General features: G+C 65.5%; 18 protein-coding genes. 9 read left to right on the top strand and 9 right to left on the bottom strand.

Annotated features, from left to right (window positions below; all coding sequences use genetic code 11):
• Nucleotides 1-25: 25 nt before the first annotated feature.
• The 3 genes from ACSQ22_RS05370 to dnaG form a co-directional block, all read right to left on the bottom strand.
• On the bottom strand, nucleotides 26-1,045 hold the full coding sequence (locus ACSQ22_RS05370; RefSeq protein WP_436129671.1) for a Bug family tripartite tricarboxylate transporter substrate binding protein: 1,020 nt from the start codon (nucleotides 1,043-1,045) through the stop codon (nucleotides 26-28).
• Nucleotides 1,046-1,357: 312 nt separating this feature from the next.
• Nucleotides 1,358-3,727, bottom strand: coding sequence for an RNA polymerase sigma factor RpoD (gene rpoD / locus ACSQ22_RS05365; protein ID WP_055398678.1), 2,370 nt, complete (start codon nucleotides 3,725-3,727; stop codon nucleotides 1,358-1,360).
• Nucleotides 3,728-3,984: 257 nt separating this feature from the next.
• Nucleotides 3,985-6,021: a DNA primase gene (gene dnaG / locus ACSQ22_RS05360; protein ID WP_436129670.1), complete on the bottom strand. Its 2,037-nt coding sequence runs from the start codon at nucleotides 6,019-6,021 to the stop codon at nucleotides 3,985-3,987.
• Nucleotides 6,022-6,081: 60 nt separating this feature from the next.
• Between dnaG and ACSQ22_RS05355 the strand changes: the two genes are divergently transcribed.
• The 3 genes from ACSQ22_RS05355 to ACSQ22_RS05345 are packed head-to-tail and all read left to right on the top strand — an operon-like array spanning nucleotide 6,082 to nucleotide 10,556.
• Nucleotides 6,082-7,185 carry an ABC transporter substrate-binding protein gene (locus tag ACSQ22_RS05355; protein WP_436129669.1) on the top strand — a complete coding sequence of 368 codons (1,104 nt, stop codon included), beginning with the start codon at nucleotides 6,082-6,084 and terminating at the stop codon, nucleotides 7,183-7,185.
• 3 nt (nucleotides 7,186-7,188) lie between these two features.
• A complete protein-coding gene (locus ACSQ22_RS05350; RefSeq protein ID WP_233573443.1) occupies nucleotides 7,189-8,859 on the top strand; it encodes a diguanylate cyclase domain-containing protein in 1,671 nt (556 codons plus the stop codon).
• A 50-nt stretch (nucleotides 8,860-8,909) separates the two neighbouring features.
• Entirely contained in the window at nucleotides 8,910-10,556 is a 1,647-nt protein-coding gene (locus tag ACSQ22_RS05345) for an acyl-CoA synthetase (RefSeq protein WP_436129668.1), read from the top strand.
• Nucleotides 10,557-10,565: 9 nt separating this feature from the next.
• Here the strand turns inward: ACSQ22_RS05345 and ACSQ22_RS05340 are convergent, their stop codons facing one another.
• The 3 genes from ACSQ22_RS05340 to ACSQ22_RS05330 form a co-directional block, all read right to left on the bottom strand.
• The gene (locus tag ACSQ22_RS05340) at nucleotides 10,566-10,829 is read right to left on the bottom strand and encodes a hypothetical protein (protein ID WP_436129667.1); all 264 of its coding nucleotides are present in this window, start codon (nucleotides 10,827-10,829) and stop codon (nucleotides 10,566-10,568) included.
• Nucleotides 10,826-11,323: a hypothetical protein gene (locus tag ACSQ22_RS05335; protein ID WP_436129666.1), complete on the bottom strand. Its 498-nt coding sequence runs from the start codon at nucleotides 11,321-11,323 to the stop codon at nucleotides 10,826-10,828. The genes ACSQ22_RS05340 and ACSQ22_RS05335 overlap by 4 nt, the downstream gene beginning before the upstream one ends.
• Before the next feature lie 191 nt (nucleotides 11,324-11,514).
• A complete protein-coding gene (locus ACSQ22_RS05330) occupies nucleotides 11,515-12,414 on the bottom strand; it encodes an AraC family transcriptional regulator (protein WP_436129665.1) in 900 nt (299 codons plus the stop codon).
• A 171-nt stretch (nucleotides 12,415-12,585) separates the two neighbouring features.
• Between ACSQ22_RS05330 and ACSQ22_RS05325 the strand changes: the two genes are divergently transcribed.
• From ACSQ22_RS05325 to ACSQ22_RS05300, 6 genes are all read left to right on the top strand, one after another.
• Nucleotides 12,586-13,152 carry a carboxymuconolactone decarboxylase family protein gene (locus ACSQ22_RS05325; RefSeq protein WP_436129664.1) on the top strand — a complete coding sequence of 189 codons (567 nt, stop codon included), beginning with the start codon at nucleotides 12,586-12,588 and terminating at the stop codon, nucleotides 13,150-13,152.
• Between the two features lie 237 nt (nucleotides 13,153-13,389).
• A complete protein-coding gene (locus tag ACSQ22_RS05320) occupies nucleotides 13,390-14,019 on the top strand; it encodes a pyridoxamine 5'-phosphate oxidase family protein (protein WP_436129663.1) in 630 nt (209 codons plus the stop codon).
• A 219-nt stretch (nucleotides 14,020-14,238) separates the two neighbouring features.
• Nucleotides 14,239-14,994, top strand: a complete 756-nt coding sequence (locus ACSQ22_RS05315) for a sulfite exporter TauE/SafE family protein (RefSeq protein WP_436129662.1) — start codon at nucleotides 14,239-14,241, stop codon at nucleotides 14,992-14,994.
• A 225-nt stretch (nucleotides 14,995-15,219) separates the two neighbouring features.
• Nucleotides 15,220-15,723, top strand: coding sequence for a GNAT family N-acetyltransferase (locus ACSQ22_RS05310; RefSeq protein ID WP_436129661.1), 504 nt, complete (start codon nucleotides 15,220-15,222; stop codon nucleotides 15,721-15,723).
• A gap of 45 nt (nucleotides 15,724-15,768) precedes the next feature.
• Complete coding sequence (locus ACSQ22_RS05305; protein WP_121505913.1) at nucleotides 15,769-16,170, top strand: GNAT family N-acetyltransferase; 402 nt, start codon at nucleotides 15,769-15,771, stop codon at nucleotides 16,168-16,170.
• A gap of 199 nt (nucleotides 16,171-16,369) precedes the next feature.
• Nucleotides 16,370-16,684: a hypothetical protein gene (locus tag ACSQ22_RS05300; RefSeq protein WP_431149723.1), complete on the top strand. Its 315-nt coding sequence runs from the start codon at nucleotides 16,370-16,372 to the stop codon at nucleotides 16,682-16,684.
• Nucleotides 16,685-16,815: 131 nt separating this feature from the next.
• Here ACSQ22_RS05300 and ACSQ22_RS05295 read toward each other — a convergent pair whose 3' ends face one another.
• From ACSQ22_RS05295 to ACSQ22_RS05285, 3 genes are all read right to left on the bottom strand, one after another.
• Nucleotides 16,816-18,651: a gamma-glutamyltransferase family protein gene (locus ACSQ22_RS05295; RefSeq protein ID WP_436129660.1), complete on the bottom strand. Its 1,836-nt coding sequence runs from the start codon at nucleotides 18,649-18,651 to the stop codon at nucleotides 16,816-16,818.
• Nucleotides 18,652-18,832: 181 nt separating this feature from the next.
• A complete protein-coding gene (locus tag ACSQ22_RS05290; protein ID WP_436129659.1) occupies nucleotides 18,833-20,407 on the bottom strand; it encodes an alkaline phosphatase D family protein in 1,575 nt (524 codons plus the stop codon).
• Between the two features lie 173 nt (nucleotides 20,408-20,580).
• Entirely contained in the window at nucleotides 20,581-22,125 is a 1,545-nt protein-coding gene (locus ACSQ22_RS05285) for a GGDEF domain-containing protein (RefSeq protein WP_121420607.1), read from the bottom strand.
• Nucleotides 22,126-22,213 lie beyond the last annotated feature (88 nt).

Raw genomic sequence — 22,213 nt, 5'->3', positions numbered from 1 at the left:
AGCCGCACAGAGGCCTTGTTGCACTTCATGCCTTCAGCTTGAGCAGGTACACCATCACCCGTGCCGTGGTGAGGTCCAGTTCCATGAACTCTGCCAAATCCTTGCCTGTCAGCCAAGAGGGTTCCCAGCGATTGCTTTTGAGCGTGCGCAGCCAGGATTCATGGGCGGTGGCGGCCTCCACGGCGGCCAGCATCTCGGCCATGCGGGCGCTGGGCACCCCTTTGCCGGTGAACACGCCCCTCCAGTTGGCCATGGTGGCATCCAGCCCCTGCTCGCGGAAGGCGGGCAGGCCGAAGGCGCTGCGGCGGGACGACACGCCGATGGCGCGCAGTTTGCCTGCGGCTATCGCATCACTGAATTCGCTGTAGCCCGACAGCCCCACCGCCGCGTTGCCCGACACCAGGGCGTCCACCACCTCAGAGCCACCGGGGAAGGGTTTGTAGACCAGGTCTTCCGGCTTGGCCTTGGAGGCACGGGCCAGCACCCCGGCGAAGATGTGGTCCACCCCACCGGCCGAGCCCCCCGCCACCGGCAGGGCGCGCAGGTCGGCGCGCATGGCATCGGCCAGGTCCTTGGTGTTCTTGATGGGGGATTTGGCGGCTACCGCTGCCACCAGGTAATCGCTGGTGAGCCGGGCAATGGGCTGGATGTGGCTCATGTCCACGGCGGGCTTTTGCAGCGCCACGGCACCCACCATCACCATGCCGCCCATCAGCAGGGTGTTGGGGTCGTTGCCGTATTTTTCGGCGTATTTGGCCAGGCCGATGGTGCCGCCCTTGCCGCCAATGTTCTCGTACTCGATCTGGTCCGCCGCGCCCACCGCAGCCAGGGCCGCTCCCAGCGCGCGGCCCGTCTGGTCCCAGCCGCCCCCGGGGTTGGCCGGGATCACGATGCGCAGTGTGCCCGCCAGTTTGGGGGCCTTGGGGGCGGTGGGGCGGGCTGCCGTGGCGCTGGCTTGCGCCCATGCGGCCGGGGTCAAAGCGGTCCACGCCGTAGCGGCGAGTGCAGCATGTGCGAGTGCCTTGCGGCGGCTGAGGGGGGTCATGGGGTACCTCGTGAAAACGCGGGGGTGAAAAGCATGTCCTTCACGCAACCGGACAGCAGGGTCGGCTTCTCTGCGCAGCCTCACCGCAAGAGGGCGGCTTGCAACGCTGCAGGGAAGTCTCCCAATTTTTGATTGGACGTGGTGGCAATGGTCACCATCCAAGCTGTCAGTCTGCTGTCGGGAGTATCAGGGTAAACGCGCTGGGCCTTGCGCAACGGATTGGCCATGAAAAACGCCCTGCGCCGCAATTGCGGGGCAGGGCGTTGTGCTGAACGAATGCTGGGGTTCAGTGTGCCGCTGGCTGGGCAGGGATTACAGCGAGTCGATGAAGCTGCGCAGCTTGTCCGAGCGGCTAGGGTGCTTGAGCTTGCGCAGCGCCTTGGCTTCTATCTGGCGGATGCGTTCGCGCGTCACGTCAAACTGCTTGCCCACTTCTTCCAGCGTGTGGTCGCTGGTCATCTCGATACCAAAGCGCATGCGCAGCACCTTGGCTTCGCGCGGGGTCAGGCCGTCCAGGATGTCCTTGACCACGTCGCGCAGGCCGGCCTGCATGGCGGCTTCGATGGGCGCGGTGTTGGCGCCGTCTTCGATGAAGTCGCCCAGGTGGCTGTCGTCGTCGTCCCCGATCGGCGTTTCCATGGAGATCGGCTCTTTGGCGATCTTCATGATCTTGCGGATCTTGTCCTCCGGGATCTCCATCTTGGCGGCCAGGATGGATGCATCGGGCTCAAAACCAAACTCCTGCAAGTGCTGGCGGCTGATGCGGTTCATCTTGTTGATCGTCTCGATCATGTGCACCGGGATGCGGATGGTGCGCGCCTGATCGGCAATCGAGCGGGTGATGGCCTGGCGGATCCACCACGTGGCGTACGTCGAGAACTTGTAGCCACGGCGGTATTCGAACTTGTCCACCGCCTTCATCAGGCCGATGTTGCCTTCCTGGATCAGATCGAGGAACTGCAGGCCGCGGTTCGTGTACTTCTTGGCAATCGAGATCACGAGGCGCAGGTTGGCCTCGATCATTTCCTTCTTGGCATCGCGCGAGGTGGCTTCACCTTCGTTCATGCGCTTGTTGATGCCTTTCAGCTCTGCCAGTGGCACGACCACGCGCGACTGCAGGTCCATCAGCTTTTGCTGCAGGTCCTGGATGGGCGGGATGTTGCGCGCAATCACGGCCGACCAGGGCTTGCCAGCAGTGGCCTGCTTTTCGACCCACTGCAGGTTCAGCAGGTTGGGCGGGAAGTCCTTGATGAACGTCTCTTGGGGCATGCCGCACTTGTCCACGATGATGCGGCGCAGCTCGCGTTCCTTCTTGCGCACATCGTCCACCTGGCCACGCACCATGTCGCACAGCTTCTCGATGGTCTTGGCAGTGAAGCGGATGGTCATCAGCTCGGCCGACAGGGCCTGCTGCGCCTTCACGTACGCAGGGGTGCCGTAGCCTTCCTTGTCGTACACCTTGTGGACCTTCTCGAACAGCTCGCGCAGCTTGTCAAAGCGCTCCAGCGCCTGCTTCTTGAGTTCTTCGAGCTTCTTGGTCAGCGCCTTGGAGCCGCCCTTGCCGTCGTCGTCATCGGCTTCGTCGAATTCGTCGAAGTCTTCTTCGGCCACATAGTCGTCGGCCTCGTTGGGGTTGGAGAAGCCGTCCACGATGGTCGAGATCACGACCTTGCCTTCGCGGATGTCTTCGCCCATATTCAGGATCTCGGCGATGGTGGCGGGCGATGCGCTGATCGCCTCCATCATGGCCATCAAGCCGCCTTCGATGCGCTTGGCGATTTCGATTTCGCCTTCGCGGGTCAGCAGCTCCACGGTGCCCATTTCGCGCATGTACATGCGAACCGGGTCTGTGGTGCGGCCGAACTCCGAGTCCACCGTGGACAGCGCGGCTTCAGCGGCTTCTTCCGCCTCTTCTTCGGTAGCGCCTGCGGGGGCGTTGTCCGTGATGATCAGCGCCTCAGCGTCGGGCGTCTGCTCGTACACCGCCACACCCAGGTCGTTCAGCGTGGTGATGACGGCTTCGAGGGTTTCGGCATCGACCAGCTTGTCGGGCAAGTGGTCGTTGATTTCAACGTGGGTGAGGTAGCCGCGCGTCTTGCCCAGCTTGATCAGGGCCTTCAGGCGCGCACGGCGCTTGGCCATGTCCTCTTCGGACAGGACGGTTTCGTCCAGGCCGAATTCCTTCATCAAGGCGCGTTCCTTCGCCTTGCTGATCTTCATGCGCAGCGGCTTGACCTTCTCAACCGTGGCTGCGGTTTCGGTGGTTTCTTCGACTTCACCTTCCAGGTCGGCCTCGATGTCGGACAGGTCGGTGTCGTCACCGCCTTCGTCGCCAGCGGCCGCAGCCTTGGGCTTGCGTCCGCGCTTGGCGGGGGCTTTGGCTTCGGCGGCACCAGCGGCCTTGGCAGGGCGGCCTGGGCGCTTCTTCGGGGTTTCTTCGTCGTCGGATGCTGCAGCCTTGGCGCGGGCAGGCTTTTTCTTCAGCAATTCATCGGCAGCTTTGGTCAGCTCGGCAGAACTTTTCACAGGCACAGTTTTCACTTTCTTGGCAACCGGGGCGGGCGCGGCGGCAGCTTTTTGAGAAGCAGCCTTGGCCGGGGCTTTGGCAGCGGTTTTGGTGGCAGCCTTTGCGGCGGTACCTGGAGCAGACTTGAGTGGCTTCGCGGACTTTTGAGCGGGCATGGAACAACCTCAGGATCAAAAACGGACACAAAGAAAACGCAAGCGCCTCAGGTCCCGGCGCGGGTGGCAACGCAAAGCTACGAGGGCTTTGCGCTTTGAGGGGAGGCCCTCAGGGGCAAGATGTCTGGGCGATCATTTGGTGTGCAGTCCTTGCGATGGTTGGACGGTTGTGCGCGTTTGTCACGGTGGTCCGGCTCGGAGGTGCTGCTGTCGCTCTTGCCAATAACTAACCCTACATTATACCTTTGGCGCTGATTTCAAGCCGCCTTTGCAGCCACGCCGAGTAAAACCCTGCGCTTTTGTTCCAAAGCGCGGTAACGCTCCAGGGCCGTCGGGTCATCAGCCGCTTGGAGCATCAATAGCTTTTGCTGTGCCTCGATGTCCTCAATCTGCATGCGGTTGAGCAGGTCGCGCAGTTCCAGTCGCAGCTCCTGCATTGCGCCTTCGGTCTGGGCGTGCGAGCCCGTCATCACCTTGACGGCCAGCGCTTCGCATTCGTGCTCGCGCAGGCTTTCGCGCAGCACAGCCCAGGCCAAGGGGCCATGTTCATGAAACTGCGCTTCCAGCCAGCTGAACAGCGGGCCGTGGGGGGCGGGCTGCGCGCACAGGGTGGTGTGGTCGTCGTGGGTCAGCTCCTCCAGAAACGCCATGTGCGACAGCAGCAGGCGCGCAGCATGGTCCGCTCGGCTGGCCGTGGGGGTGTGTGGCAGGCGGGGCTGGGGTGGCCAGGGGGAGTCCTTGTCCTTTTTCTTCCAGTTGCTCTTCCAGTCGCCACCCTTGCGGAATGCGGGCCTGTTGTTGCCGTAGCCGCTGCCATTGCCATAGCTGCCTGGATATCCTCCGGCCGGTTCCCCTTGGGGCGGCCACGCTCCGGCATCGGGCGGGGCGTCCCAGGACGGCGGTTCGTGATCGTAGGCCGCCGGGGCCTGCCGGGCTGGCGCACTGCCTGCGCCAGGGTGGCCAGAGTGAGAGGACCGGGGTGCCTCGCGCGACGTGGCCTGGCCCCACAGGTCGGCCAGGTCCTGGGCCTTGAGCTGGGTCAGGTCCGCCAGATCGCTGAGCACCTGGCGCTTGAGCACGCCATCGGGCAGTGCCGTCCACAGCGGGCGGGCGTTGCTGGCCATGTGGGCGCGGCCCTCGGCGGTGGCCAGATCGCAGCCATCACTTGCTGATTCAACCAGGAAGCGGCTGAGCGGCACGGCTTCGCTCACGTGCCGGGCAAAAGCGTCCGTGCCGTTGGCGCGGATGAAGCTGTCGGGGTCATGCTCTGCAGGCAAGAAGAGGAATTTGATGCTGCGTGTGTCCGTGGCGTGGGGCAGGGCGCCGTCGAGTGCCTTGCGCGCAGCGCGCCGACCTGCCGCGTCGCCATCGAAGCTGAACACCACCGATTCCGTAAAGCGCAGAAGCTTTTGCACATGTTCAGGTGTGCAGGCCGTGCCCAGCGTGGCCACCGCATTCGGAAAGCCCAGCTGCGCCAGCGCCACCACGTCCATGTAGCCTTCGGTTACCAGCGCGTAGCCGTGCTCGCGGATGGCGGTGCGCGCCTCGAAAAGGCCATACAGTTCGCGCCCCTTGTGAAACACCGGGGTTTCGGGTGAGTTGAGGTACTTGGGCTTGTCATCGCCCAACACCCGCCCGCCAAAGCCGATGCATTCGCCCTTGACGTTGCGGATGGGGAACATCACCCGGTCGCGAAACCGGTCATAGCGCTTGCCGCCATCTTCGTCGTTGACTATGACCAACCCGCTCTCTTCCAGCAGCGGGTCGTCGTATTGCGGGAACACGCTGGCCAGGCTGCGCCAACCCTCCGGTGCGTAGCCCAGGCCATAGCGCTTGGCCACGGTGCCCGAGACGCCACGGCCTTTGAAGTAGCCGATAGCGCGTTGTGACTCGCGCAGGTGGCGGCGGTAGGCGTCGGCGGCTTTTTCGAGCACATCGGTCAGCGTGGCCTGCTTTTGGCGGGCGGCGGCGGCGCGCTCTTTTTCCTGTGGGGAGATGTCGTCGTCCGGTACCTGCAGGCCCACCTGCTGGGCCAGATCCTGTACCGCCTCGACAAACCCCATACCCGCGTGTTCCATGAGGAAACTGATGGCATTGCCGTTCTTTCCACACCCAAAGCAGTGGTAGAACTGCTTGGCGGGGCTGACGCTGAACGAGGGGGATTTTTCGCCGTGGAAGGGGCACAGCCCCATGAAATTGGCGCCACCTTTCTTCAATGGCACGTAGCGGCCCACGATGTCGACCACATCGACGCGGGCAAGCAACTCCTGAATGAAAGACTGTGGGATCGTCACACCCCGTATTGTCCGCGTAAACTATTTGTTACCAGATATTGCAGAAGCGGGGCTTTCGGCATGGCAGTCACGTTGCGGCACCAGGCGGTGGGTGGGGCAGGCACCTCGGCGCAGCACATGCTGCGGCGCCGGGATGTGGCTGTGCTGCTGCCGCTGGTGGCAACAGGCCTGTGGCCCACGGCAGCGCATGCGGCGCCGGTGCTGCGTGTGCTGTCCTGGCCCGGGTATGCCGATCCCGATATCGTGGCGGTTTTCGAGAAGCGCCATGGCGCCAAGGTGGAGATCACCACCGTCGCCTCTGACGATGTGCTGCGTGCCAAGCTGGCCAACCCCCAGGGAGCCGGTTTTGATCTGGTGGCCGCCAATACGGCCGAAATTGCGCGGCTGGTGGCCCGCCGGCTGCTCGCACCGTTGCCCGTGCACAACATCCCCAACACCGAGCGGCAACTGCCGCGCTTTCGGCAACTGCATGCCATCGCTGGCATTGCGCAGGGTTCGGATGTGTATGCAATGCCCTACACCTATTCAGAGATGGGGCTGATCTACGACCGCCAGCAGATCACTACCCCGCCTGCCTCCATTGCCGTGCTGTGGGACCCCCGCTGGCGCGGGCGCGTGCTGGCATTTGACGGCAGCAGCCACGGTTTTTCGCTGGCTGCGATGTACCGGGGGATGGCGCCGTTCCATATCCCCGCCGCGCAGTTTGGCCCGCTGGCGCGGGATCTGGTGGCCCTGCGCCGCAACGTGCGCTCGTTTTACAGCCTTCCCGAAGAGTCGCTGGAGCTGTTTCGCAAACACCGCATTGCGGTCATGCATGCCAACTATGGCCAGCAGCAGCTCAAGCAGTTGCGGGATGCGGGGCTGGACGTGGGCTACGTGGTACCGCGCGAAGGGGCGTTGGCCTGGCTGGACTGCTGGGCCATCACCCGCCGGTCCACCCAGGTGGCGCTGGCCACCGAGTGGATCAACTACATGCTCGACCCCTCCGTCAGCCGCGAACTGACCCGGCGCCAGGGCCTGGCCAACACGCTCGAAGAGCCGCCCGCGCTGTCGGGCGATGCCCCCGCAGGCGCCATTGTGTGGCTGGAGCCCGTGGAGGACGAGGCCCGCCGCGCGCAGCTGTGGCAGCGCATCCTGTCGGGCGACCGACCGAACCGGTTCTGAGCCATGAAAACCCGCATGAAATGGGGCATTGCGCTGCGGCTGGGGATGCTGCTCGCGTCCTTCAGTGTGTTTGCGGCCATTCTTGCGGGTTACTACACCTTTGATTCCAGCCGCGCGCGCCTGCAGGGGCGGGCCGAACAGGCGTTGCTGGCCACCACGCAGGTGCTGGCGCGCCACATGCAAGCCGGCTTTGGCACCGTGGCGCGCGACACTGCTTTTCTGGCCAGTGTGGCGGCCATAGAGCAGGACAAGAACGTGCTGGCTGATGTGTTTCGTGCCAGCTTGATCACACACCCGAGCTACCTGCAGATCCGCTTCATTGGCGTGCAGGACTTTGGCCTGGAGCTGGTACGCATCGACCGGACTGGCGACGCGTGGGTCCGCGCCAGCGAGGACGAACTGCAGGAGAAGGCCCACTTCCCCTTTGTGTTCGAAACCCTGGCGTTGGCGCCGGGCGAGGTCTATGTGTCGGAGTTCGGCATCAACCACGAAGGCGCAGCCGATGCCGAGCCGCTGCCCGTGTTCAGCATGGCTTCGCCCGTGGTGCGGGGGGGGCAGGTGCGTGGCGTGGTGGTGGTGCGTGTGGCGGCGCAGCATTTCCTGCGTAGCTTCAACACAGCGCTGCCCGCTCCTTATGGTTTCTTCCTCAGCAACCGCTGGGGCGATTTTCTGGTGCACCCGGACGCCAGCCAGACCTTCGGGTTCGACCGGGGCCAGCGCATCCTGATCCAGGACAGCTTTGCGCCCGTGGCCGCACTGGTCGGGGGCCACCAGGAAGAGGTGGTGCTCAGCCTGCCGGGCACTGACGACGAAGAGGCTCGCGTCTTCTCGTTCGTGCGCATGCCCTTCGGGCGCGAGGAGGAAAAGCGGTTCATGGTGGTGGGGCTCTCGCAACCACTGGCGGCGGTCCAGGGCGAGGTGGTGAACCTGGGCAACAGCATCCTCAAGATCCTGCTGGTGCTGAGTGCCGTGGGGGTAGTGCTGGCGGCGCTGGTTTCACGCGTGGTCACCCAGCCCCTCAAAGCCATGGTGCGCGCCACGCAGGCACTGCCGCAGGGCCGTCCCCACGGCGTGCTGCCGGTGGATCGCGAGGACGAGGTGGGTGAGCTGGCGCGCAGCTTTCAAGACATGGAGCAGCAGATCCTGCGCCAGATGAACGAACTCAACGCCAGCCGCGATGCCATGGCCCACCTGGCACACCACGACGCACTCACCGGCCTGCCCAACCGCCGCATGTTCGAGCAGCGCCTGGCGCAGGCGCTGGAGCTGTCGCGCCGCAGCGGGCGTGACTGCGCGCTGCTGTTTGTGGACCTGGATGACTTCAAGGCCATCAATGACGGGCGGGGGCACGCCGTGGGCGACCTGGTGCTGCAGGCCGTGGCCCGCACCATCGTAGGCGCCGTGCGCCAGGCCGACACCGTGGCCCGGCTTGCGGGCGACGAATTCACCGTGTTGTGCGAGAACGTGGATTCCGAAGATGCGGCCCTGCAGATCGCTGCCAAGCTGGAGCAGGCCTTCGAGTCTCCGCTCGACATCGAAGGCCAGCCCTTCCCGGTGCGAGCCAGCATCGGCGTGAGTCTGTTCCCGCGCGACGCGCAGGACGCGCACACGCTGCTGGCCAGCGCCGACGCGGCGATGTACCGTATCAAGCAGAGTCGCCGCCGAAGGGTTTGAGTCAGCCTGGGGCGGTAGGCTGCGTTCTGTTTACCTCTCAGCACCGACCCATGACCTCCATCTTTGACCAGCACCTGCCCCGCACCGAAGCCAACTTCGCTGCCCTGTCCCCCCTGTCGTTCATCGAACGCACGGCCGAGGTCTACCCCGACCGTCTGGCCATCGCGCACGGCACGCTGCGCCAGACCTGGGCACAGACCTACGCGCGCTGCCGCCAGCTGGCCAGCGCGCTGACCAAGGCCGGCATTGGCAAGAACGACACCGTGGCCGTGATGCTGCCCAACACCCCACCCATGGTGGAGGCGCACTTTGGCGTGCCCATGGCCGGCGCGGTGCTCAACACCCTCAACACCCGGCTCGACCCGGAGGCCATCGCCTTCATGCTCGACCACGGCGAGGCCAAGGCCGTCATCGTGGACCCGGAGTTCACCGGCACCATGGCCAAGGCACTGGCCCTGCGCACGGGCACCACGCCCATCCGCGTGATCGAGGTGCAGGACGCGCTTTATGGCCCCGCCGTGCAAAGCCTGGGCGGCACCGACTACGAAGCCTTTGTGGCCAGCGGCGATGCGGCCTTTGCCTGGAGCCTGCCCGCCGACGAGTGGGATGCGATTGCGCTGAACTACACCAGCGGCACCACGGGCAACCCCAAGGGCGTGGTCTACCACCACCGGGGTGCCGCCAGCAATGCCATCAGCAACGTGCTGGAGTGGGACATGCCCAAACATGCGGTGTACCTGTGGACGCTGCCCATGTTCCACTGCAACGGCTGGTGCTTTCCCTGGACCATTGCGGCGCGTGCTGGCGTCAACGTTTGCCTGCGCCGGGTGGACGCGCAGGCCATCTTCGACGCCATCCGCAACCACGGTGTCACGCACTACTGCGGCGCGCCCATCGTGCACGGCCTGCTGGTCAACGCGCCCGATGCGATGAAGGTGGGCATCCCCGCAGGCGTCAAGGCCATGGTGGCGGGCGCCGCGCCACCGGCCTCGATGATCGAGGGCATGGAAAAAATGGGGTTCGACCTGACCCATGTGTACGGCCTGACCGAGGTGTATGGCCCCGCCACCGTGTGTGCCAAACACGAAGCCTGGGATGCCCTGGACATTGGCGAGCGCGCCCGCCTCAACGCCCGCCAGGGCGTGCGCTACCACCTGGAGCGCGATGTGCGCGTGCTCGACCCCGAGACCATGCTGCCCGTGCCACAGGACGGCGAAACCATGGGCGAGATCATGTTCAAGGGCAACATCGCCATGAAGGGCTACCTCAAGAACCCCAAGGCGACGGAAGAAGCGTTTGCAGGCGGCTGGTTCCACAGCGGCGACCTGGCCGTGCAGTACCCCGACGGCTACATCAAGATCAAGGACCGCAGCAAGGACATCATCATCTCGGGCGGCGAGAACATCTCGTCCATCGAGGTCGAAGACGTGCTCTACCGCCACCCCGACGTGCTGGCCGCCGCCGTGGTGGCCAAGCCCGACCCCAAGTGGGGCGAGACGCCCTGTGCGTTTGTGGAGCTGAAGGCCGGTGCGCAGACCACGCCCGAGGACATCATGGCGCACTGCAAGAAGCACCTGGCGGGCTTCAAGGTGCCGCGTGCCGTGGTGTTTGGCGAGCTGCCCAAGACCAGCACCGGCAAGATCCAGAAGTTCGAGCTGCGCAAGCAGGCCGGGTCGGCGGCCGCCATCAACGTCTGATCACCCGGCTCAGCCAAAACCGCACGCCAGCGTCTGCCGGCCGCCATCGAGGTTGTATTCGGACTTCCAGTAGTGCCGGTTTTCGATGGCGGTGAACTCCACGCCAGGCCCGGTCGGGTAGGCCGTCGCGAAAGGGCGGCGCAGGATCACGAGCAACTCGCACCGGGGCGGCCAGTCCGCCACCTCGTCGATGACGTTGCCCTGCGCCAGTTCGGCCTCCAGGATCACGCGCAGCGGGGCGGCCAGCGCGGCGAGAACCTGCTGGCGGCTCATGCGCAGGGCTGGCTGGCGGCAAGGGGCCTCGCCGACCGCTGGGTCGCCGCATCGTCCAGCAGCCGCTGCAGCGCCTGCACCTGCCACTGGTGCTCCGGCTCAAACGCCGCGAGGTCTTGCACCGCATACCCGCCATAGGCATACACCGTGGCATAGGCCGCGTAGCTGGCGGCCTCCAGCGCCCGGCCCGCCAGCGCGTTGGCCACGGCGTAGGTGGCCGACACTGCGGCATGGGCCGACCCGTCCAGCGACTGCGAGCCCCGGTGGTGCGAGGCCACCGCTTTCAGCCGCTCTGCTGCGTTGGCCAAAGTGGCCGCATCCACCGTGCCCGCCGTGAACGCGGCCAGCACGTCGAGGCCCTCGATGGCCTCCGGATCTTCCAGCAGATGGCGCACGCGCTGCACACAGGCCAGGCCAAAGGCCAGGCGCAGCGGGGTGTGGGCGTCGCTGGCCAGCCCGCAGTCGGTTGCCAGTTGGGTGAGAGCGGCGTTCATGGTGTGAGTCCTTTCCAGCGGCTGATTAATTTGCAGAGCTTTGCTATCAATTAAATAGCTGTTTGCGCAATCAGGATAAGCGCCAGGGCCTGTTTTTATCAAAATCCTGGCGCTGCGCAGCCGGCGCAGGAAATTGTGGCGGCCCGTGGGCCGCGCGTCCAGCCGGGCAGAGGAGGTGGCGGCTTAGCCCGCTATGCTGCAAGGCCCTCCAGCCAGACCCGTGGCGACATGCCCACCTTCTGCGCAAACACGCGCGACAGCGCCGAGGGGTTGGCGTAACCCAGCTCGTTGGCAATCGACTTCAACGACCGTCCGCCGCGCAGATGGGCCTGTGCCAGCGTCAGCCGCCAGTGCGCCAGGTAGTCGGCGGGGGTGTCGCCCACCACCGCCTTGAAGCGGGCCGCAAACGCACTGCGCGACATGCCTGCCTGCTGCGCCATCTGCGCCAGGCTCCATGGCTGGCCCGGCGCATCGTGCAAGGCGGTGAGGGCGCGGGCCAGGGCAGGGTCGGCGAGACCCGTGAGCAGGCCGGGCGGCATGCGCGCCTGCTCGGGGTGGTCCAGCAGCCAGCGCAGCAGTTGCAGCAGCACCACTTCAAACAGCCGGTCGGCCAGCACGCGGTGGCCGCAGCGCAGGCGGTCGGTTTCGGCAAACAGCAGGTCAAGGGACTGCTGCAGCCCGTCCACCTTGCCCAGGGGCAGCAGCACCAGCGGGGGCAGGGCGCGGGCCAGCGGGTGACTGGCACCACCGTCAAAGTCCAGCGCCGCGCAGGTGAAGTCCGAGCCCTCCGTGGGTGCATTGTGAAAAAAATGCTCCAGCGGTCGGGCGTAGAAGAGCAGGCTGGGCTCGGCTACCTCCAGCCGCTCCGGTGGCCCCGCCTGGGGCTGGTGCGTCACCACCATCTCGCCACGGCGCAGCACATGCAGAAACCCGCGCCCGGGCGCCGCCGCAAAGTGGGTCACGCCGCACAGCGGGCCGCTGTGGAACAGGTGGGCGCGCACCCGAAAGCGCTCCAGCAGCGACGACAGCCGGTCAAACGGAGCGGGTGCCTGCGTTGGCAGAGGCGTGGTGCAGGTGTCGCGGGCATTCATGGTGATTCTGGATGATTTGGTATGAATAATGGATTTTATGTGTCCAATGGTACGAGCTGACGCTGGACACTGCAAGGGTGCTGAGAACAGGCACCCGGTGCTTAACCCCTTAACCAAGCACCGGCCCTTTAAACCAAACCGTCTTTCATGACCTTCAAGGAAATCCACACCATGTCCGCTAGCTCCTCCTCCGTTGCCCGCGTCCCCCTCGTTGACCGCACCGCCGCCACCGGCTCCGTGCGCACCGTGCTCGACCAGATCCACGGCGCTTTCGGTGCCACCCCCAACATGTTCCGCGCGGTGGCCAACTCGCCTGCCGCGCTGCAAAGCATGTGGGCCGCCTTTGGTGCGCTGGGTGGCGGCGTGATCGGTGTCGCACTGGGCGAGCAGATTGCCGTGGCCGTGGCCAACCGCAATGCCTGCGACTACTGCCTGGCCGCCCACACTGCGCTGGGCCGCAAGGCAGGCGTGAGCGGCGACGATTTGGCCGCCGCGCAGTCGGGAGAATCCGCCGACCCGCGCACCGCCGCCGTGCTGCGCTTTGCGCTGAAGCTGGTCAATGAACGTGGCCAGGTGGATGCCACCGATGTGCAGGCGCTGCGCGACCAAGGCTGGAGCGACGAGCACATCGTCGAGATCGTGGGCCATGTGGCGCTCAACCTGTTCACCAACTACGTGAACGTGGCGCTCGCGGTGCCGGTGGATTTCCCCGGCGTCAAGCTGCGTCCCGCACGCTGAACAAAGGAGTGGCGCGTGTCTTGCCTACGGGCCGGATTGCGCACCGCCCCTGGCGCGGCATGTGCCGTGCCAGTGCCATGCGCTGGGGGCAGGGCAGTGGGGCCGGCACTCCCACGTGCCGGACTCCATACGTGCGCTTTTTGCACGCGTGACCTGCCGCAAAGTCGTTTGTCGGGGCGGCGGGCCTGCCGCACCATGGCTGTTCTGTTGCCACCCTACCCCAAGGAAGCTACCGCCATGACCCCCGCCCGCGACGAGCACGCCATCGACACCCTGCCACGCCTGGAGGCCTTGCTGGGCCCACTCAGCGATGCCTCCGTCCACAAAGAGCTGCCGTATGTGCACCCCGCCTACCGCGCCATGATCGCGGCGTCGCCCTTTGCCGTGCTGGCCACCACCGGCCCTGGCGGGCTGGACGCCTCGCCGCGTGGTGACCCGGCAGGCTTTGTGCAGCTGCAGGACGATAAGACCCTGCTCCTGCCCGAGCGCCGTGGCAACAACCGCGCCGACAGCCTGCGCAACATCGTGGCAGACCCGCGCGTGGCGCTGCTGTTTCTCATCCCCGGCGTGGGCGAAACCCTGCGCGTCAACGGCCACGCGCGCATCAGCGTGGCGCCCGATCTGATGGAGCGGTTTGCGGTCAACGGCCAGCCGCCCAAATGCGTGATCGTCGTTGATGTGCAAGCCGTGTACTTCCAGTGCGCCCGCGCCATCCAACGCTCGCGCCTGTGGAGCGCTGTACCGCCTGGCACCCCGCGCACGGTGCCGACCCCCGGCGCCATCCTCGCGTCCATCACGCAGGGCCGGTTTGACGGCGCCACCTACGACCGCGAACTGCCCGCGCGCCAGCAAGCCACGTTGTATTGATGGACAAGGTGTGTGCGGGCCAAGGTGCTCCTGTGCCCGAGTGCGCCTGCGAACCAACCTGCACAATGGACCCGGCTGGCTCGGCAGCCCCTTAAAACGAATTGCGTGTCTGCGATCTACCGAAGCCGTTCAGGCGGAGTTCGTCGAAGCCTTGTGCAGCGCTCCGACAAGCTCAGCGTGAGCGGATTGTTGAACGCAGCCGATAGCAGTGGAGGTGCAATGGATTCCGTGCTGTTGATCGTAGCCCTGGGCGCCGTGGCCGCCGGGTTTGTGCAGGGCCTGTCGGGCTTCGGCTTTGGCATGGTGGCCATGTCGTTCTGGGCCTGGACACTGGAACCCCGCCTGGCCGCCGTGCTGGCCGTGTGCGGCGCGCTCACGGGCCAATTGGTGGCAGCGGCCACCGTGCGCCGGGGTTTTGACCGGGCGCGCCTGCTGCCCTTTGTGCTGGGCGGCCTGGCGGGCATCCCCATCGGCGTGGCCGTATTGCCCCGCCTGGACATGGATGCGTTCAAGGTCATCCTGGGCACGCTGCTGGTGCTGTGGTGCCCGGCCATGCTGATGGCCAAGCAGTTGCCCCGCATCACGCGCGGCGGGCGCGTGGCCGACGCGCTGGTGGGCATGGCGGGCGGCGTGATGGGCGGCCTGGGCGGCTTCACCGGCGTGCTGCCCACCCTGTGGTGCACCTTGCGCGGTCTGGACAAGGACGTGCAGCGCGCCATCATCCAGAACTTCAACCTGGCCATGCTGCTGGTGACCTTCATCACCTACCTGGCCACCGGCCTGGTCACCCGCGAAGCGCTGCCCCTGGTGGCCATCGTCATACCTGCCATGCTGGTGCCCACTCTGCTGGGCGCCAAGCTGTACCACGGCATCAGCGAGGCGAGGTTTCGGCAGATTGTGTTGGGGATGCTGACGCTGTCGGGGGTGGCGATGTTGATGGCGGGGGTGCCGAAGGTGCTGGAGCGTTGGTTATGACAAGCGGGTATCTAAATAAGCAGGTTCCAGCATGCCGCCTTTTGCTCAGCTTGTCGGTGCGAAGCACGATGGCGGCAATTTTTCTCGGATTCAGCTCAGTCTCATCACCACGCCTTCACCCAAACAACCAATGAGTCCACGCCATCACAGGAGTGGACGCGTGAAGCATAAAGTGCCAAGTTCAAGCCCCGGGGTGCGCGCCGCTCCGCACAACCTGTATCCACCATGATGACTTCAGATCATCTCCTAATCGTCGAGCGAGTTGCTCGGGAGCACCTTGATCTCGTGGCAGCGCTGCTCTACAGATACTTGTCGGAGTTGGGCGCCAGTACGGACTACCCGTACTTGCACCTGTACTGGCAGGAGGCGGGGCGAACGCCGTACCTATTTCGAGTGGGCGACAACGTGGCGGGATTTGCTCTCGTCCGAAACATTGAGCGCGGGCTGCATGAGATAGCTGAGTTCTGGGTTGAGCCACGCTATCGGCGCCGCGGCGCGGGGAGGGCGGCCGCCTTGGCGCTCTTCCAAGCGCATCCGGGCGAGTGGTCTGTCGCAAGCTATCCTGGCAATGTTGGAGCCGAGTTGTTTTGGCGTAACGCCACTGCGGGGTTTCGTCCTCACATTGCGCCTTCCCATGATCGTGGCGCATCCGTGTATCGTTTTCGGTCTCCAGCAGATGCTGGTAACACTCTGCTGCGAGAGTCGGCTTCGCCGTCCGCTGAGCGCTAACGTCAAGCGTCACACGATTCAACATCACATCCCATTCGTGATCCCATGCCTCAACTCGAGTACCGTCACAACGTACCGCTAGATCCAGTCGAAGTTGTTCGGGTCTTCGACGCGTCAGGGATCACGCGTCCAACCTCTGACCTTCCCCGAATCGCGCGCATGTTCGCGGCGCCGAGCCTCGTGATCTCGGCCTGGGAGGATGGACGCCTGGTGGGACTGAGTCGATCACTCACCGACTACGCCTACTGCTGCTACCTCTCTGACCTTGCTGTCGACAAGGCTCTTCAGGGTCGAGGCGTGGGCAAGGAACTGATCAGGCGGACGCAGGCGGTCATTGGCGAAGAGGTCGCTCTCATACTGCTGTCAGCGCCGAATGCGATGTCCTATTACCCTGCAATCGGCTTTCAACGTGCTGAGAACGCATTTGTCATCCGGCGAAAGAGGTGACGCCGAGTTGGTAGCCTTTAAGTGGGGGCCCCTACGGCGCGCCGCCTGTCCTGCTAGGTGTGCTGGCTATCATCGGCCTCGTGTGACAGTCGTCATGCCACCATCTTCCGCTTGGCTCGAACGTCTGGCTGCACAAAGCCCACCGCCGGGGAACGCAGGCATTGCCGTCCGAACTCACGAACTTCACTGGGAGTGCAAATTGCAACACTTCTACATGCCACTTCAACTGGCCCCTACAGCGCTCTCCCAGCCCATCCTTCCCAACTGGTCGTTCAATCTCTTTCAGGTCAACTTGGGAGCGACTTCAAACGCCAAGGTAGAGCAAGCTGCGCTGGAGAAGGTTGGCAGTTACGGCAAGCAAATCGGCAGGCTCGCAGAGGCACTGGAAGTTGTGATCCACCAACTCCATCTTCTCGACAGCGCGGACCTTTCGCGTGAAGACAAGGATGCACTGCAAGTATTCCTTGGCGACGTTGCAGCGGTTCGCAAGATCAAGTCAGGCCTTCAGTCCTGAACGGCCTGTTCCGGCACAGCTTGTCGAAGCCTTGCGCGTCGCTTCGACAAGCTTGTGGGGCTCGCAGCGTGAAGGGTTTCAAGTCCGGCTGCAGATGGAGGCGTTGATGCCGAGGCATCAACACCTCCATCTCAATCCCCCATCACTACCCCTTCACGCCGTGGGTCGGCCCCGCCCATCCACAGCTTCTTCCCATGCGCCTGCCCGCGCGTGATGGCCTGCAACCCGCTCGTCATATTCATCTCACGCACCTCGGCGCCGCGGGCGCGCAAGGTTTCCACCGTGGCGGGGGGGAAGCGCCTTTCTTCCAGCAGCGTCGGTCCGTTCATGGAGCCGAAGTTGGGCAGGTTGATGGCTTGTTGGGGCATCAGGCCCCAGTTGAGCACGCCGTAGAGCGTCTTGGCGGTGTAGTGGATGATGGCCGCGCCGCCGGGGCTGCCGCCGCTCATCAGCAGCTCGCCGGTGGCCTTGTCGAACACGAGGGTGGGTGCCATGGACGAGCGGGGGCGTTTGCCGGGCTGCACGCGGTTGGCAATGGGCTGGCCCTGGGCGTCGGTGGGGGCAAAGCTGAAGTCGGTCAGCTCGTTGTTCAGCAAGAAGCCTTTGACCATCTGGCGCGCGCCGAATTGGTCTTCGATGGTGGTGGTCATGGCCACGGCGTTGCCAAAGGCATCGACGATGCTGATGTGGCTGGTGCCGTATTCGGGCTGGTCGGGCATGGGGGCGTAGCTTGTCTTCACGGCGGCCGGGTTGCCGGGCTGGGCGACCTTCATGCTTTGCGTGCCGATGAGCTTGGCGCGTTCGGCCAGGTAGGCGGGGGCGATCAGGCTGGTCCAGCTGCCGCCGGGGGGCTGCACAAAGTCAGGGTCGGCCACGTACAGGGCACGGTCGGCAAAGGCCAGGCGGGCGGCTTCGGTGTACAGGTGCAGCCAGTCGGCGGATGGAATGCCGTCTTGCAGGGGCTTGGCGGCAGCGTCGGTGTTTTTCAGGATGCCCAGGATCTGCCCGATGGCAATGGCGCCCGAGCTGGGCGGCGGGAAGCCGCAGATGCGGAAGTCTTTGGCCTGCACCTGGTAGTCGTGGCACAGCGCTTCGCGCTTTTTGGGCTGGTAGCCGGCCAGGTCGGCCATGCTGAGTTTGCCGGGGTTGGTGGGGTGTTTTTGCACCTTGTCCACGATGGCCTGGGCGATTTCGCCTTCGTGCAGTGCCTTGCTACCTTCGGTGGCTATGCGGCGCAGCACGGCGGCCAGCTCGGGGTTGCGCAGGTTCACACCCACATCGCGTGCGTCGCCGTCGGCCTTGTAGAAATAGGCGGCAGCCACCGGGTCCTTCTTGAGGTGCGGGTCGGCCTTGACCAGGGTGTTGAGCCGTGCGCTGATTTTGAAGCCGCCTTCGGCCAGGGTGATGGCGGGTTGGAACAGCGTGGCCCAGGGCAGCTTGCCGTGCTGCTTGTGCGCCATCTCCAGCATGCGCACGGTGCCGGGCACGCCGACCGAGCGGCCGCCCACCACGCCATCGTAGAACTGCACGGGTTTGCCGTCGGCGCCGAGAAAGAGTTTTTCGTCGGCTGCAGCCGGGGCGGTCTCACGGCCGTCGTAGGCCTCCACGGTTTTGCCGGTGCTGTGCAGCAGGAAGGCGCCGCCACCGATGCCGCTCGATTGCGGCTCCACCAGGGTCAGCACCATCTGCACGGCAATGGCTGCGTCGATGGCAGAACCCCCGGCCTTGAGGATCTGGTAGCCCGCATCCGTGGCCAGCGGGTTGGCGGCGGCCACGGCAAATTTCTCGGTGGCCCAGCCGGGCTTTTCGGTGTAGCCGGACGAGCCTTCGGGCTGGGCGGGCACGGTGTACGCGAACTGTGACGGGGCGCTGGCGCAGCCTGCCAGCAGCACGGCCGAGGCCAGCAAGCTCAGGCTGAAGGTGATGGCACGAGTGGAGGGCAGGGGGTGCGTGGTGGTTTTGGGCATGGACAACTCCTGGGTGGCGAGAAGCGAAGGGGCGAAGAAGTGGCCATGGTACGCGGACCGGCCGGAGCGACGCCGGGGCGTTACATCGCGCTACAGGCTCCGAAAATTTTGGTGTTTTTAGCCTCTAGCGCTTATTCATCAAGCGTTAATAGCTATGAATAGCATAGCAATCAAGCAGCCGTCATGCTGGCTTGGGCCCGGGCCGCCCGTCTTCCACCACAAAGCGGGCGAGCGTGGTGGCGGCACTGTCCGCGCGCAGCGGGTCGTCCAGCACGCGCAGGGTGGTGGTCCAGCGCGTGGGGGTGATGTCTGCCAGCCCATAGCCGCGCTGGTCGCAGCGGGCCAGCAGCACATGCGGGTTGTGCCGGGCGATGGCGTCCACCTTGTCTTGTGTGGTGCCCGAGCGCGAGCTGATGGACGTGCCGCAGAACTCGCTGGCCACCACGGGCGACTCTGGGCGATCGGGATTGGCGTGCACCCGGCACACATAGTTCTGGTGGATGTCGCCGCCCAGCAGCACGGTGTTGCGCGGGGCGTGCTGGGCCACGGCCTGCAGCAGGCGCGCGCGGGCTGCGGGGTAACCGTCCCAGCTGTCGGCGGACGTTACGCCCGAAGGGTAGTGGCGCGGCGAAAACAGGGTTTGCTGTGCCAGCACGCTCCAGTGGGTGGCGTCTTCGGTGTGTGCGTCGGCGGCCAGGCCGGTGTCCAGCCACTGCTCTTGCATTGCGCCCAGCAGCGTGCGGGCGGGGCTGGCCAGGTCGGCGCAGTCTGCCGCGCGCACAGCGCCCGCGCTGGTGGACTGGGGCGTGCGGCAGGCCTGCCAAGTGCGGTACTGGCGGCTGTCCAGCAGGTGGATGTGGGCCAGGCGCCCCCAGCGAAGGCGGCGGTAGACCTGCAGGGCATCCCAGCGGGTGCCGGAGGCGGGGCCGTTCAGGCTGGCGGCGCGCAGCGGCATGTTTTCGTAGAAGGCTTGCCATGCGGCGCCTCGCAGCGTCAGAAAGCTGCCATCGTCGCCCTTACCGGTACCACTGGCGTAGTCGTTCTGCACCTCGTGGTCGTCCCAGGTCACGGCCCAGGGGCAGGCAGCGTGGGCGGCTTGCAGGGCGGGGTCGCTTTTGTGCAGTGCGTAGCGGTCCCGAAAGTCCGCCAGCGTGGTGGCGTGGCGCAGGTTGTGGGTGCGCGTCAGGTCGGTGGTGTTTTTCGGCGTCGCGTATTCGTAGATGTAGTCGCCCAGAAACAGCACCAGGTCGGGCTGGTCGGCCACCAGATGGTGCCAGGCGGCGTAGTGACCGTGTTCCCAGCGCTGGCAGGAGGCAAAGCCGATGCGCAGCGTGGCGGGCAGGTCACCGGGGGCCGGGGCCGTGCGCGTGCGGCCGGTGGCGCTGATGGCATCGCCCAGCATGAAGCGGTAGTGGTACCAGCGGCCTGGTGCCAAGCCCTGCAGCTCCACATGCACGCTGTGGCCGAGCGCAGGCAGGGCGGTGGCTTCGCCTTTTTGCACGATCTGTGCAAAACGCACATCGTGCGCCACCTCCCACCGCACGGTGTGGGCCGCTTGCATCAGCGCCGGGTCTGCTAGCGCCAGCCGTGTCCACAGCACCACGCCGTCAGGCGCCGGGTCTCCACTGGCCACGCCCAGCGCGAAGGGGTTGCTCTGTAGTGCTGGTGCGTTGCTCCATGCCCAGCGGGGCATTTGGGTGGCAGCGGCGGCCAGGATGGCCTTCCGCAAAAATGCGCGTCTCTGCTCTGGATTCATTGCGGGGCGCTGGATAGGTGCGCTGCGCTTAGAACCGGCGCGGCCCAGGCCAGCGGCCACCGCGCAAGGGCCGCCAAGCTGCGGATGCGGCGCTTCGCTTGCGTGCGCTGGTGGCGTCCCCCTCCCGAAGGAGAGGGGGAAGGCGCCGAAGGCGACTCAGGGGGTGCTTCACCCTATGCCGCCATGACCCGGTTCTTGCCCGATCGCTTGGCCAGGTACATCGCCTGGTCGGCGCGGCGGATGGCGTCGGGGCTGCCTTCGCTGTCGTGCAGCTGGGCCACACCAGCGCTGAACGTGATGAGCACCTTCTCGCTGCCCTGCAGGAAGAAGCGTGTGGTCAGCTCGCGCTGCAGCCGCGTCATCGCGGCCACGCCGCTTTCTACCGAAGTGTCGGGCAGCACCAGCACGAACTCTTCGCCGCCATAACGCGCCAGCAGGTCCTGTGGCCGCATGACTTCGCGTGTGACTTGGGCCAGGTGCACCAGGGCCGCGTCCCCGCCCGAGTGGCCCAGGCGGTCGTTGATGGTCTTGAAATTGTCCACGTCCAGCAGCGCCAGGCACAGCGGCGAGCCCAGGCGGCGCGCGCGGGCGATTTCGCGCTCCATGGCTTCGTCCAGGCCCTTGCGGTTGAGCGAGCCGGTGAGCGGGTCGTGCCGGGCCTGGGCGCTGGCGCGGTCCAGCTCTTCCTGCAGCTTGGCGACTTCAGCGCGCTTGGCTTCGGTGCGCTCGCGCAGGTCGTGAAGCTCGTCGTGGGCCACGCGGCTGTCCAGCGCCATCGAACGGGTGGCGGTCATCACCTCTTGCAGCACGGGGGCGATTTCCTCAAGGGTGTTGGCCTTGCCGATCAGGTCGGCGCAGCGTGCCATGGTGCCCTGGTAGGTGGTGCTGGACGCCGTGATTTTGGCCAGCCGTTCGATGAAGGTGGCCAGCATGTCCTTCATCTGCTCCTGCGCTTCCACGGTGCGCGCCTTGGCCTCGGTCTGCTTGAAGATCACGTCCTTGAGCCGGCGCTGCACATCGTCCAGGCGGCGCAAAGTGAGCGGCGGCGTGGATGCTGCCATCAGCGCCTCGGCCTGGCCGTGCAGCCAGCGGTCTTCCACGCTGAGCACGGCGATGTTCTCGAACACCATGTGCAGCAGCTCCAGCAGGCTGGAGCGGATGGCGGCCTGGTCTTCGGTGGCAAACGACAGCCGGTAGGTGAAGTTGCCCAGCATGAGCTGGACGGTGGAGATGGGCGGTGCGGGCTCTTTCAGAAAGGCGATGAGCTTTTGCGCCATCTCGATCACGCGGGCATCGTCTTCGCCCAGCGCGGGCAGCGTGTTGTCGATCAGGCGGGCGAGCATTTGCGCAAACTCGTCCGGCAGGACGCCGGGGTTGCCGGGGGCGGTGGTGCTTGCAGCCGTCTCTACCGGGGCCGCCGCCGCCGCCGGGCTCAGCCCCAGGTTGGCGTAACCGACCAGCACACTTTGTAGCGAAGTCCAGTCTTTGTTGTTGACGGCGCGCTCAAATTGCCCCAAGAGCCGCTTCTGGGCCGGTGTCTGCCCTGGCAACACCCGCAGGATGTGGTGCAGTTGGCCGTCCGGGAACGGCTGGGGGCTACGGGTTCCTGCGATCTCGTCGTACAGCGCCAGGTAGTTGTCGGGCGTTGGGGGCAGGCGGCGGGTGGCTAGCTGCTTGAGCGTCTCGCGCGCAATTTCGGAAGGTGGTCGGTCGGCCATGTGCGGACACCAGTGTCAGAGGAGAGCAGGAGGTGCGAGTGTGACACAGCGGCCGCTTTCTGAGGGGCTGGCTCTGCCAAGCCTTGTG

Source organism: Acidovorax sp. LjRoot38 (assembly GCF_964252975.1).
GTDB classification, from domain to species: domain Bacteria; phylum Pseudomonadota; class Gammaproteobacteria; order Burkholderiales; family Burkholderiaceae_C; genus Acidovorax; species Acidovorax facilis.
This window is presented reverse-complemented; position numbering and strand designations above follow the sequence as displayed.